The sequence below is a fragment of the Streptomyces sp. NPDC050704 genome (assembly GCF_040654355.1).
Classification (GTDB): Bacteria; Actinomycetota; Actinomycetes; order Streptomycetales; family Streptomycetaceae; genus Streptomyces.
In genome coordinates, this window is the sequence record NZ_JBFAHW010000193.1 from 1 (window position 1) to 12357 (window position 12357).

The following is a 12357-nucleotide window of genomic DNA, read 5'->3' on the forward strand; positions in this document are numbered from 1 at the left end:
GGTCTGGGGGCGGCAGCCCCCAGGGATGGGACGGGTAGGGGCGGCGGGGGCGAGGAACATGGGTCGGTGGCCCGGCTGCTCACAGGGGCGCGGTGAGTGCGTCGCGGACGCGGACGGCGGCCTCGTACGTGTCACCGGTCGGCCGCGTGGACAGCTTGCCCGGGTTTCGGGTCCAGCGGTCCTCCAGGGCGAACCAGTCGATCGGCTCCGGCTCGCGCCCCTCCTGCTGGGCTGCCCGCAGCTCGTCGAAGTACGTCGACCAGCGCTGCCGGTACAGCCCGCCGACCAGACCGGCCCACTCCCGGTTGGCGTAGTCACGCAACCCCGCGTCCGCCCCCTGCCGGGTACCCCACACGGTGAGCAGCGACAGATTGTCGTACGCCAGCCTTCGCTTCTCCTCCGGGTCCGCACCCCAGCTCCGCGCGTCGGCGACCCAACGCCCCACCAGATGACCGGAGTCGGTGGCCAGCAGAGTCTCCAGTACGTCCATCAGGGCGAGCCAGTCACGGGTCAGCCGGCCGAACTCGGCGGAGTCCCCCGTGTCGTACGCCTTCTTGACGCGCGGGAGGAGGACGCGGCTGCGGTTGGCGGCGGCCTGACGGGCGACGTCGAGGAGGTCGCGTCGGTACGCGGAGGAGTTCCGCAGGCCCGCACGCACCTGGAGCAGTTCACTGAGCGCCGGTTCGAACTCCTCCGGACTGTAACGGAGTTGTTTGGGTGACCACTTGCCCGCCGTCCTGACCGTGAGGGACGGGCGGGCGCCGAACAGGCCGTCGGCGCCCTCGCTCCACGAGTCGGCCCGTGTCGTGCCGTACGCGGTGCGGCGCAGGATGTCCCAGGCGGCCTCCGCATGCGGATCGCGTGCGCCGTAGCGGGAGTGGGACCACTCCCGGAACCAGACCTTGAGGTCGAAGTCCCGCTCCTCCCAGGCGAGTTCGGAGAACAGGTCGAAGGCCGCGGGGTTGTTGTCCGCCGCCTCCGGGAGAAGGGCGACCCCGCGCAGGGTGCTGCCCTGCTTGGTGCGCCACTGCTTGAACAGCGTTGTCCAGTCCGGGGTGTTGGCGCCCAGAGTCGTGTGACCGCCGAAGTTCCAGATGGAGCCGAAGGCGTACGGGGTGTCTCCCCAGTCGGCCTCGCGGTCGGTGACCTTCGGGAAGCGGTCCGACAGTCCGTCGACGACCAGCATGCGGGACTTGTCGACGGCGTCGACAATGGCCCTCGGCGGGTTCCGCTGCCAGCCCAGAATGACCCAGATCGCGTCCGGGTGCGCGGTCCGCAGCGCCTTCTCGACGCCCTTCGCCGCGTCGCCGACCGGGACGTCGCCGGGGTCGCCGCCCTCGTGCAGCAGGTCCATCTTGTAGAGCGTCGAGGGTCCGCCGAACATCTCGTCCTGGACGCGGTAGAAGGTGGCCGCCACCTGGGCGAAGTGGTCGGTCCGCGGATCCAGCCAGTCCGGCCGCGCCAACCCCATCCACTTCCCCTGCGGGATGACGCGCGCACCCGCGTTCCGGTCGGCGAAGCCCGGCGGGACCGTGCCGAAGTAACCCGGGAAGACGGGCGTCATGCCCAACTCCCGTACCCGGTCCGTGATACGCCGTCCGAGCGCGGCCCGTGCGTCGAGGAGCTGCCGTGAGACGCCGTCCGGGAAGGCGGACAGGTTCTGCAGCAGCCACCACGGCTGATGGGCGGGACCCGGAATCCACCTCCGCAGCTCCTCGTCCGGGTGGCCGAACTTCTGGAACACCCGGTGATAGAGCGCGTCCGCGCCGACGATCACCAGCACCTCGTTGTAGCCGTGCAGCGCGAGGACGTCGAGCTCACGCTCCCAGTACGACCAGTCGTTGTACGCGCCCGTGTAGCCGTCGTTCGTGTCGTTGAGGACGAAACGGTGCGGGACGTTGGCCCGGCGGGTGACGGTGCCGTCGAGGCCGGGCAGCTCGGCCGGGAGGTTGAGCTGTTCACCGGCCCAGCTGATGTTGGTGTGGGTGACGTTCTTCAAGTACCAGCGGAGGCCGGTGAGTTGAGTACCGGCGGTGCCGCCCGCGATGGTGATCCGGCCGCTGTCGCCAGACACCCGGAACGCGTCCGCGTCGTCCGTCGTCGTCTCGAAGTGCAGCTGTCGCCAGTGGTGCGGGAGCATCCGGCGGGCCGCCGCCGCGGCTGCCTGGGTCACTGGTGCCTCCTTCTCGGGGGACGAGTTGTCCGTACCGTCCGCGGACGCGCGTGAACACGCGACGGCGCCGGCCGAACCGGCGACCGCGGTCAGGAACGCGCGACGGGCTAGTGGCATGGGATCTCCGGCTTCGCGGGTGGGGGGTGCGCCGTGGAGAGAGATACCCGGTGCGGGGTGACCTGAGCACGGCGGCAGGGCCACATGGGGGAGAACCCGCCATGAACGGTGCCGCTTCTCGCTCCTCGCCCCCGCCGCCCTCGCCGCTCCTGCCCGTCAGACTCAGACCCGGCTGAAAGCCTGGCAGGGCTGGGCGGCCGGCAGGCGGCCGGTGAAGAAGGACCTGGGCGGGACGCCCATCAGGGTGCGGAAGTCGGACGTCATGTGGGACTGGTCGTAGTAGCCGGTGGTGGCGGCCAGCTGGGCCCACGACGTGGTGGCCGCATGGGTGAGGACATGGCGTACGCGCCCGATGCGGGCATAGTGCTTGGGGGAGAGCCCGACGCCCTCGGCGAAGAGGTTGCGCAGCTGCCGCTCGCTGACGGCGAGGCGTCGCGCCAAGTCCTGTACCTGCGACGGCAGTTGGCCCACACCAGTCGACAGGGCATCGACGGCGGCCGCCAGCAGTTCGCTCCGGGAACGGTCCGTGGCGGCGGACAACCGGTCCGGCAGGACCTGTGCCAGATGACGGACCAGGTCGTCCGTCTCCAGCGGGTCGAACCGCCGGATTTCGAGGGCGAGTTGCCGCGGGACGTCGCCGGTCAGGTCCCCGAGCCGGACCACCCGGCCGACGAGCTCGACCGCCGGGACGCCGAGCAGCGGGCGCGCGGTACCCGGTCCGAGGCGCAACTGCACGCAGGACGCGAGGCGCTTGCTCGCGTGGTACGAGGCCCGGGTGCGCGGGCCGATGACGATCGTGTCCCGACGGCCGCTCTCCTCGACCCGTACGACCAACTTGGTGGCGGCGTCCGGGACATGGGTGTAGGGATCGCGCAGCTCACCGTCGACCGCTGTGAACGCGACACCGGCGATCCAGGGACGCAGGGCTTCGGGCAGGGGAAGGGCGTGCTCGGCAAGGGCGTTCGTCACCTGTCCACCGTAAGCGCGCCGCCCGGCCGTACGGGCGCCCGAACCGTGCCGGAATTTCCTAGAGACTCCCGCCACCGGCCCGGCACGGTGGTCTCCATGATCCTCGTCACCGGTGCCACGGGCACCATCGGCAGTGAAGTCGTACGACAGCTCGCGGCGCGCGGCGAGAAGGTCCGCGCCCTGACCCGCGACCCGTCCCGGGCGCGGGTCCCCGAGGGGGTCGAGGTGGCACGCGGGGACTACCTCGACCCCACCTCCGTGGCAGCGGCGCTGTCCGGCGCCACGGCCGTCTTCCTGGTCGGGGTGCTCGGCCCGGACGACGCGGACCGCGACCGGGACCTGGTCGCGCAGGCCCGCGCGGCGGGCGTACGGCGGGTCGTGAAGCTCTCCGCGATCGGCACCGGCGATCCCGTCCTCGGCCGGGTCGGCACCTGGCACCTCCCGGGCGAACAGGCCGTCCGGGCCAGCGGGTTGGAGTGGACGGTCCTGCGGCCCTCGTCCTTCGCCTCGAACACCCTGAGCTGGGCCGACGCCATCCGGGACGGCAAGCCCGTGCCGAACATGACCGGCGACGCCCTCCAAGGCGTCATCGACCCGCGCGACGTCTCCGAGGTCGCCGCGCAGGCCCTGCTCTCTTCGGCGCACGCGGGCCACACCTACACCCTGACCGGTTCCGAACTGCTCAGCGCCCCCGACCAGGCGGCCGTCCTCGCCGAGGTCCTCGGCCGCCCGGTCGACACCCTGGACCTCACACCCGACGAGGCCCGCGCGCAGCTGACCGGGTCGGGCCTGGACGCGGAGTACGTGGCGGGAGTCATGGAGGGCAGCTCGTTCGTCCGCAAGGGAGGCAACGCCGTCGTCACGGAGGAGGTGCGGTCAGTGCTGGGACGGGCGCCGCGTACGTACCGGAAGTGGGCGGTGGACCACAAGGCGGCGTTCGAGGCAGCGTTTGAGGAGGCGTCCGGGGAGGTCTGACGCACGGAGCAGGCGCGCGGACAGGCGTGGCTGTGAGGGGGCACCCCCCTCACAGCCACGCCTGCCTCCGTCACAGGCGTCCAGCCCGCTTCCGCTGCACGACGTAACCGGCGTGCCTTAGCTGTACGCGTCCGCCCGGCCCTCGGCCTCCTCCGCCTGGGCCTGCGCCCCCGTCTCCGTGTCTGCCTCCGTGGAAGGTGCCGACCCCGCCCGCAGCACTGCCACCGCGAGTGCCAGGCCCGCCACCGCGATCCCCGTACCGACGGTGAACGCCAGCCGGTAGCCGTCCGCGGTCGCCGCGACGAGCGGCTCGCCCTCGCCCAGCAGCCCGTCCGTGCGGCTCGCCGCCAGGGTCGTGAGGACCGCGAGGCCCAGCGAACCGCCCACCACCTGCGTGGTGTTGAAGAGTCCTGAGGCCAGGCCCGCGTCCTCTTCCCGGACGCCCGACATGGCGAGTCCGGTCACCGCGGGCATCGCCGCCGCGAAACCGGCGGAGAGCAGCAGCATCGGAGGCAGCACGTCGATGACGTACGAGCCGTCGACCGGCATGCGGCTCAGCAGTGCCATCCCGGCCGTGATGAGTACGAGCCCGGTGAGCAGCACTCGGTACGGGCCGAAGCGGCCGATGGTCCGCGCGGACAGGCCCAGCATCAGCACGCCGATCAGGATCGGAGCGGGCAGGAACGCCGTACCGGTCATCAACTCGCTGTAGCCCAGCACACGTTGGAGGTAGAGCGCGCCGATGTACTGGAAGCCGAACATCGTCGCGATCATCAGGATCTGCACGCTGTTCGCGCCGGTGAGCAGGCGTGAACGGAACAACCGCAGTCGCAGCAGCGGGCGTTCGGCCCGCGCCTGCCGCAGCGCGAACGAGACGAAGAGCGCGAGCGCGACCCCTGCCAGCAGGAGTGTGCTGCCGAGTTCGCGGCCGCCGGCGCCGACGATCGTGTACACCGTGAGCATCAGCGCGCCGGTGACCAGCGCCGCCCCCGGGTAGTCGGCGCCCTTGCCGAGCCCGGCGCCGCGGTCGGGGGCGAGGACGCGCAGGGCGGCGATCCACGCCACGACCCCGATCGGCAGGTTGATCAGGAAGATCCAGTGCCAGTTGAGCGCCTGGGTGAGGGCCCCGCCGAGGAACACGCCGAGCGCGCCGCCCGCCGCGCCGACCGCGCTGAACACCGCGATGGCCTTGGCCTGTTCGCGCGGCTCGGGGAAGAGCGCGATGAGCATGCCGAGCACCACGGCCGAGGTCATGGCCCCGCCGACGCCCTGCAGCGCCCGCGCCGCGATCAGCATGCCCTGGCTGGTGGCGACCCCGCAGAGTACGGACGCCAGGGTGAACACGACGAGCCCGGCGGCGAACATCCGCCGGCGGCCGACCAGATCACCGAGCCGTCCCACGAGGAGAAGCAGCCCGCCGAAGGGGATCAGATACGCGTTCACGACCCAGGCGAGACCCGGGCCCGAGAAGCCGAGGTCGTTCTGGATGGCGGGCATCGCGACGGTGACGATGTTGCCGTCCAAGACCGTCATCAGCGTGCCCGCACACAGGACGGCGAGGGCCGCCCAACGGGAGTACGTTCGTTCTTCGGGGGAGCTGATGGGTGATCCGACGGGTGTCTCGATCCGGGACGACATCGCCACGGCCTCCGTATCGCTGCTGGGTGTTCCATAGGTGCACGACTTGTAACAGGGAACATGATGAGTGACCATGGGCACCGGCATAAGGAGGCACTTCGATGTCCCAGAGGAACACCGGTGTTACCTCGCAGGCTGTGACCGCGCAGGCGTGCCCGGTCCGCGAAGTTCTTGAGAGGGTCGCGGGCAAATGGAGCGTGCTGATCATCGTGGCCGCCGCGCACGGACCCATCCGCTTCACGGAGTTGGAGCGCAGTGTCGAGGGCATCAGCCGCCGCATGCTCACGTTGACGTTGCGCAATCTGGAGCGCGACGGACTCCTCACGCGCACCGTCCACCCGACGGTCCCGCCGAAGGTCGAGTACGAACTCACGCCCGTGGCCCGCGAGTTGCACGCGACGCTGCTGGGCCTGACCGACTGGGCGGAGCGGCACCGGGTCACCATCTCCGAGTCGCGCGCGGCCTACGACGCCGAGCACCGGCCGGAGTTGATGGACGTGTGATGTTCGTGGGGGTTCGGATGCGCACGTTTCGGGGCGTGTGGTGAGATCTCGTGACGTGTAGCTAGATCGGGAACCAATCGTCGTCGGTGGGGCGTTGTCGGGCAACAAGGACGTATACGTATGACCTCTCCGCGCTCGGTGGGGACCGGTCGCGGGGCACGGGGGACAGAAAACGGAGCACGTCGTGCACCGACACCATCGCGAGACCTACTACATCGTCAACGAAGGCCGGATTCTGGAGTTCGAGAAGGGGCGGGCCGCCTCGCACGTACCGACGGCGGCCGAGCAGCAACTGGCCTTCCGTTTCTCCAGGTTCAGCAAGGAGAAGGGCGTCCAGCTCGACGAAGGGCTGCGCGCCGAACTCGCCGAGGCCATGACCGCCGTCGGACAGAGCGGCGACGACCCGGACTCCGGGCCGCCCGGGACGGTCGTACCGGCGGGCTTCACCTACCTCGGGCAGTTCGTCGACCACGACCTGACGCTCGACCGGACCCAGGTGGGCCTGGGCGAGCCGGTCCCGGTCGAGGACCTGTTACAGGGGCGGAGCCCTGCCCTGGACCTCGACTCCCTCTACGGCCTGGGCCCGAACCACACCAGCAGCGCCCACTTCTACGAGCCGGACGGCCACCTCAAGACGGGTACGTCGCTGGGCGTGCCCTTCCCGCCGGAGTTCCCGCCCGCCAACACCGACCAGAAGGGCTTCGACCTGCCGCGGGCCGGTGAGGCGGCGGGCGGCACCCGCGCCGACCAGCGGGCCCCGCTGATCCCGGACGCGCGCAACGACGAGAACCTGGCCATCGGCCAGCTGCACCTCGCCTTCATCCGCTTCCACAACCGTGTCCTCGACCGGCTCGCCGAGCGCGGAGTGCCCGAGCCCCGGCTCTTCCACGCCGCCAGGGACACCGTCGTGAAGCACTACCAGTGGATGCTGCGCACCGACTTCCTGCCGCGGGTCGTCGATCCGGGGATCGTCGAGCGGGTCTTCACGCGTGGCCGCCGTCACTTCGAGGTACCGGGCCGGTCCCGGCCCGGCGACCTGCCGACGATGCCCATCGAGTTCTCCGTCGCCGCCTACCGGCTCGGGCACAGCATGGTGCGGACCGCCTACCAGTGGAACAGCGTCTTCCGCGCGGGCGGGCCCGGCGGGATCGCCCCGCTCGGCCTGCTGTTCCGGTTCAGCGGCACGGCGGGCAACCTCACTCCGGGCGACCCGGCGAACCCGGACGACCTGAGCGACCTCGACGACCCGAACGCCGGGGAGAACCTGCGGCTGCCCAGCAACTGGATCGCCGACTTCCGCAGGCTCTTCGACTTCGGCGAGGCGGGCCGGGACGATCTCGTCGTCCCCGAGGGCGAGTTCAACCTCGCCAAGCGCGTCGACACACTGCTCGTCGACCCGCTGGCCGCGCTGCCCACCGGCACGTTCGACGGGCGGGGGCGACCGGCCCCGCCGCCGATCCAGCGCAACCTCGCGTTCCGCAACCTCACCCGGGCCGCGATGGTCGAGCTGGCCACCGGGCCCCAACTCGCCGAGCAGATGGGCATCAAGCGCCTCACGGCGGACCAGATCCTCCGGGGCAGCGGCGGCGCCACGCTCGACGGACTGACCGCCGAGGACCGGGAACTGGTGGTGGCCCACACCCCGTTGTGGTTCTACATCCTGCGCGAGGCCGAGGTGAACGAACGTCACCCCGGCCGGCTCACGGGCGTCGGCGGCACGCTCGTCGCCGAGGTGTTCCACCGTGCGATGGAGGGCAGCCGGGCCTCGATCGTGAAGCATCCGGGCTGGCGCCCGAGCCTTCCGTCCCACCGGAAGGGCGCGTTCACGATGACGGACCTGCTGCTGTTCGCCTTCGAGGGCGATGCGGACCAGCTCAACCCGCTGGGCTAGGCCCCGGGCGGCCAGAGCTCGGTCTCAGGGCGTTTCAGCACCCTTGGGCGGCGTGCGCGAGGTGCGCCGCTCAAGGGTGTGATCGCGGGCGCGGATGTGGACGTGGTTCGGGACGGGACCGGGGTGCACGCGAGGGTGGCGGACCGGCCGTGACGGTCACGTTTCCGACCGGCCGGGTCAGAGACCGAACACCCGCGGATCGGAGGCCAGCGCCCGGAAATACTCCTTCGGATCCGCGACCAGCTTGCGCTCCTTGAGGTCCATCAGGCCGCCGACCCCGGTGATCTCGGCGGCGACCGTGCCGTCGGCCTTGCGTATCGTCTGCTCGATGCGGAACGTCTTGCCCTCGCCCCAGTCGAAGTCGCAGGTCACCTCGACCTCGTCACCGGCCAGCAGCTCCCGCCGGTAGCGGACGGTCATCTCCAGCGCCACCGGGCCCACACCCTTGGCCACCAGACCGGCCTGGCTGATCCCGGCGGCCTGGAGTAACGACCAGCGGGCGTGCTCCGCGTAGTTCACATACACGGACTGGTTGAGGTGTCCCTGGACATCGGTCTCGTACCCGCGCACGGTCACACCGACGGAAAACGGCTCTGTCACTGCTTCCCCTTCTGACCTCTTCTCGACTGCTACGACGCCCTCACCCTGGCATGCTCCGATCACTTCCGTCGCGGAGAAGCCAGCAGATAGCGCACCCGGGTACGCGGCTCCGTGTACTCCCCGACCTGCCACCCCGCCTTCTCCAGGGTGGCCGCGCACTCCCGCAGTGCCTCGGCGTCCGGCTCGCGCACGGCCACGGCCTCCGGCTGGGGTGTCGCACGCACCCGGTATCCCTCGGGGCCCGTCCCCGCCGGCCGGTGTCCCGCCGCCTCCAGCGCGAGCGCGGCGGCCTGCACCAGATGCGTACGCTCCCATCCGCACGGCCGGTCCACGGCTCCGTCCGGACTGGTCATCCGCCGCAGCTCAAGCAGCCCCTGCCAGGCGCTGTGCACCTCGCGTACGCGCGACGGCCCGGCGTCGGCGCCCTCCTCGCCGCCGACCCGCGCGGCGAACACGCCCGTGGCGGCGGTTGCCCGAGCATCGTCGGCCTCTGCGGTGGTGGAGACACCGGCACGGTCCGGCTCCTTGGACGCCGCACCGCCCTCCTCCCGTATCCGATGCCCCGTCGGCGTCAGGAAGTGGTCGTGCGGCGGCCGGGGATGCCGGAAGGCGAGCCCGCGCTTCACCAGCGCCGCGAGCTGGCTCTCAGTACCCCTGAGCCGCCCGGTCACGGGATCGGCGGCCTCGATGACGCGCCGCTGTGCGGCGGTCGGCGGTCGTGTCACGGCGCGCTCCTTCCCGGTCGATCAGTGAGCCCATTCGAAGACTAGGACCCAGGTCTGACATTCCGCCCCGCGGCGACCGGAACCCCGCCCTCCGCCGGCGTTCCGCGGCCGGTTACAGGACGCGGGCCCACCGCTCCAGCTCCTTGAACTCCCGGTCCCGCAGCCCCCTGCGCGGGTCGACCGGCAGCAGCAGCGCCGCCGCGTCATGGTGCGCGGCGACATGCCGTGCATCGAGATCGGTGATCATGTCGTCCACCCACACGAACGGCCGACCCGCGGCCCATTCGAGGACGTACCGCGTCTTCCAGTACAGCCCCTCGGGATCCCTGCCGAACAGCTCGGGCCACTCGATGACCGGCAGATCGCCCGGCAGTCCTATCACCGGCGCGATCATCTCGTTGGCCTCGTGCATCCAGGTCGTCGCCCACGCCAGCTCGTACGGCAGCGCGAGCAGCCGCGCCCCGTGCCCGGGATGGAGCCGCACGCGCAGCCCCCGACGGTGTCGCCGGGAGCCCGGCGACTGCCGAGCGAGCCAGTTCGCGGGGTGCAGTCGGCGCGTCACATAGCCGCGGGGGCGGATGAACCGGGCTCCGTACGGGTTCAGCGGGCCGTCGACGTCGAGGAGCAGCAGCGGTCGATTACTCATGGAGCGATTACTCATGGAGGAGGGATACCCGCGTGGGCCCCGCGAGCGACCCTCCGCTGCCTCTCTCGCCCTTACTGCCGGTACCCGCTCAGGAACCGCCCGATCCGGCTGATGGCCGCGTCCAGGTCGTCGGTGTGCGGGAGGGTGAGGATGCGGAAGTGGTCGGGGCGGGGCCAGTTGAAGCCGGTGCCCTGGACGACCTGGATCTTCTCCTGCAGGAGCAGGTCCAGGACGAACTTCTCGTCGTCGTGGATCTTGTGCACCGCGGGGTCGATGCGCGGAAACGCGTACAGCGCGCCCTTCGGTTTCACACAGGACACGCCGGGGATCTCGTTGAGCTTCTCCCAGGCCCGGTCGCGCTGTTCGCGCAACCGGCCGCCGGGCGCGGTGAGTTCGTGGATGGACTGGCGGCCGCCCAGCGCGGCCTGGATGGCGTACTGGGCCGGGGCGTTGGCGCACAGCCGCATGGAGGCCAGCATGGTCAGGCCCTCCAGGTAGTTCTTCGCGTGCTGGCGCGGGCCCGTGACGACCAGCCAGCCGGACCGGAACCCCGCCACGCGGTACGTCTTCGACAGGCCGCAGAAGGTGAGGACCACCAGGTCGGGGGCGAGGGCGGCGGCCGAGTGGTGCACGGCGTCGTCGTACAGGATCTGGTCGTAGATCTCGTCCGCGAACACCATCAGGCCGTGCCGGCGGGCGAGATCGAGGATGCCCTCGATGATCTCCTTCGGATAGACCGCGCCGGTGGGGTTGTTCGGGTTGATGATGACGACGGCTCTGGTGCGGTCCGTGATCTTCGACGCCATGTCGTCCAAGTCCGGGTACCAGTCGGACTGTTCGTCGCAGAGGTAGTGCACCGCCTTGCCGCCCGCGAGCGTCGTCGTGGCCGTCCAGAGCGGGAAGTCCGGGGCCGGGATGAGGATCTCGTCCCCGTCCTCGACGAGCGCCTGGACCGCCATCGACACGAGTTCGGAGACGCCGTTGCCCAGGAAGACGTCGTCGACGCCCACTTCGAGTCCGCGCTCCTGGTAGCGCTGGGCGACGGCACGGCGGGCGGAGAGGATGCCGCGCGAGTCCGTGTAGCCGTGCGCCTGCGGCAGCATCCGGATCATGTCCTGGAGGATCTCCTCCGGTGCCTCGAAGCCGAAGAGCGCGGGGTTGCCGGTGTTGAGACGCAGCACGCTGTGGCCTGCCTCTTCCAGGGCGTTCGCGTGCTCGATGACCGGGCCCCGGATCTCGTAACAGACCTCGCTGAGCTTGCTCGACTGCCGGAACTCCATGCGGTGCGCACCTCCAGGTTGTGGTGTTGCTTGGTTTTACCAAGTTCGCGCTTGGAAAGTCCAACGACTTGTCTAGACTGCGTCACATGTCACCTCGCCGAAGCTACGACCAGTACTGTTCCGCTGCCCGGGCTCTCGATGCCGTCGGTGACCGCTGGACCCTCCTGATCGTCCGCGAGCTGCTCGCCGGTCCACGTCGCTACACCGACCTGCACGCGGACCTGCCCGGCGTGAGCACCGACGTCCTCGCCTCCCGGTTGAAGGACATGGAGCGGGACGGACTGGCGAGCCGCCGTCGGCTGCCGCCGCCCGGAGCGGTGTACGTGTACGAACTCACCGGCCGGGGGCGGGGGTTGCTGCCCGTGCTCCAGGCGCTCGGCGAGTGGGGCGCGCCCCTGCTGGAGGAGCGGCGGCCCACCGACGCGGTGCGTGCGCACTGGTTCGCACTGCCGTTGCTGCGGTGCCTGGAGGAACTGGGCGACGGGGTCGTCCAAGTGCGGCTCGACGAAGGTGAGTTCTACGTGCGCCTCGGTGCCGGGGACGGGCCGGTCTACGGCGAGGGGCCCGCGCCCGAGGAGCCCGACGCCCGGCTCTCGCTCGACGTCGGGACGTGCACGGCACTCGGCAGGGGGGACCTGACGCTGCGGGATGCGGTACGGGACGGACGTATCGAGGTCCTGGGGGACGGGACCCTGGCCAAGGCCCTGCGAGAGGCCTGAGAGCCTGTGTCTGAACCCCCGCCTGCGCAGCGACGCCCGGCACGCGCCCCCACCCTCGAACCGGCTTCGCTCGGCTCGGGCGGGGGGACCCCCACCGCCGCACGTCGCCGCAATACAGGTG

The 12357-nt window shown here is 70.9% G+C and carries 11 protein-coding genes; 4 read left to right on the plus strand and 7 right to left on the minus strand.

From position 1 onward, the window contains the following. Positions 1-79: 79 nt before the first annotated feature. The gene (locus AB0I18_RS49575; RefSeq protein WP_363112450.1) at positions 80-2290 is read right to left on the minus strand and encodes an alpha-N-acetylglucosaminidase; all 2211 of its coding nucleotides are present in this window, start codon (positions 2288-2290) and stop codon (positions 80-82) included. A 162-nt stretch (positions 2291-2452) separates the two neighbouring features. Further along, positions 2453-3259 (minus strand): helix-turn-helix domain-containing protein, encoded by an 807-nt coding sequence (locus AB0I18_RS49580; RefSeq protein WP_363112451.1) that lies wholly within the window; start codon positions 3257-3259, stop codon positions 2453-2455. An 87-nt stretch (positions 3260-3346) separates the two neighbouring features. Here AB0I18_RS49580 and AB0I18_RS49585 point away from each other — a divergent pair, with 87 nt between their 5' ends. Further along, complete coding sequence (locus AB0I18_RS49585; RefSeq protein WP_363112460.1) at positions 3347-4234, plus strand: SDR family oxidoreductase; 888 nt, start codon at positions 3347-3349, stop codon at positions 4232-4234. Positions 4235-4351: 117 nt separating this feature from the next. On the opposite strand, the gene AB0I18_RS49590 is transcribed toward AB0I18_RS49585, so the two are convergent. After that, complete coding sequence (locus AB0I18_RS49590) at positions 4352-5872, minus strand: MFS transporter (protein ID WP_363112452.1); 1521 nt, start codon at positions 5870-5872, stop codon at positions 4352-4354. 101 nt (positions 5873-5973) lie between these two features. Between AB0I18_RS49590 and AB0I18_RS49595 the strand changes: the two genes are divergently transcribed. Together AB0I18_RS49595 and AB0I18_RS49600 are read left to right on the plus strand one after the other, a co-directional pair. Then, the gene (locus AB0I18_RS49595; RefSeq protein ID WP_363112453.1) at positions 5974-6375 is read left to right on the plus strand and encodes a helix-turn-helix domain-containing protein; all 402 of its coding nucleotides are present in this window, start codon (positions 5974-5976) and stop codon (positions 6373-6375) included. A gap of 184 nt (positions 6376-6559) precedes the next feature. After that, positions 6560-8266 (plus strand): heme peroxidase family protein, encoded by a 1707-nt coding sequence (locus AB0I18_RS49600; protein ID WP_363112454.1) that lies wholly within the window; start codon positions 6560-6562, stop codon positions 8264-8266. A gap of 177 nt (positions 8267-8443) precedes the next feature. Here AB0I18_RS49600 and AB0I18_RS49605 read toward each other — a convergent pair whose 3' ends face one another. The 4 genes from AB0I18_RS49605 to AB0I18_RS49620 form a co-directional block, all read right to left on the minus strand. Further along, complete coding sequence (locus AB0I18_RS49605) at positions 8444-8866, minus strand: acyl-CoA thioesterase (RefSeq protein WP_363112455.1); 423 nt, start codon at positions 8864-8866, stop codon at positions 8444-8446. A gap of 59 nt (positions 8867-8925) precedes the next feature. Beyond that, positions 8926-9591 carry a hypothetical protein gene (locus AB0I18_RS49610; protein WP_363112456.1) on the minus strand — a complete coding sequence of 222 codons (666 nt, stop codon included), beginning with the start codon at positions 9589-9591 and terminating at the stop codon, positions 8926-8928. A gap of 112 nt (positions 9592-9703) precedes the next feature. Beyond that, positions 9704-10237: an HAD domain-containing protein gene (locus tag AB0I18_RS49615; RefSeq protein ID WP_363112457.1), complete on the minus strand. Its 534-nt coding sequence runs from the start codon at positions 10235-10237 to the stop codon at positions 9704-9706. A 71-nt stretch (positions 10238-10308) separates the two neighbouring features. Next, positions 10309-11517 carry a pyridoxal phosphate-dependent aminotransferase gene (locus AB0I18_RS49620; RefSeq protein ID WP_363112458.1) on the minus strand — a complete coding sequence of 403 codons (1209 nt, stop codon included), beginning with the start codon at positions 11515-11517 and terminating at the stop codon, positions 10309-10311. Positions 11518-11603: 86 nt separating this feature from the next. On the opposite strand from AB0I18_RS49620, the gene AB0I18_RS49625 reads away from it, so the two are divergent. Beyond that, positions 11604-12236 (plus strand): helix-turn-helix domain-containing protein, encoded by a 633-nt coding sequence (locus tag AB0I18_RS49625; RefSeq protein WP_363112459.1) that lies wholly within the window; start codon positions 11604-11606, stop codon positions 12234-12236. Positions 12237-12357: the final 121 nt, after the last annotated feature.

Coding starts and splice junctions, on each gene's coding strand:
- AB0I18_RS49575 (WP_363112450.1), bottom strand. CDS start 2,290: ATGCCACTAGCCCGTCGCGCGTTCCTGACCGCGGTCGCCGGTTCGGCC.
- AB0I18_RS49590 (WP_363112452.1), bottom strand. CDS start 5,872: ATGTCGTCCCGGATCGAGACACCCGTCGGATCACCCATCAGCTCCCCC.
- AB0I18_RS49595 (WP_363112453.1), top strand. CDS start 5,974: ATGTCCCAGAGGAACACCGGTGTTACCTCGCAGGCTGTGACCGCGCAG.
- AB0I18_RS49615 (WP_363112457.1), bottom strand. CDS start 10,237: ATGAGTAATCGACCGCTGCTGCTCCTCGACGTCGACGGCCCGCTGAAC.
- AB0I18_RS49620 (WP_363112458.1), bottom strand. CDS start 11,517: ATGGAGTTCCGGCAGTCGAGCAAGCTCAGCGAGGTCTGTTACGAGATC.
- AB0I18_RS49625 (WP_363112459.1), top strand. CDS start 11,604: ATGTCACCTCGCCGAAGCTACGACCAGTACTGTTCCGCTGCCCGGGCT.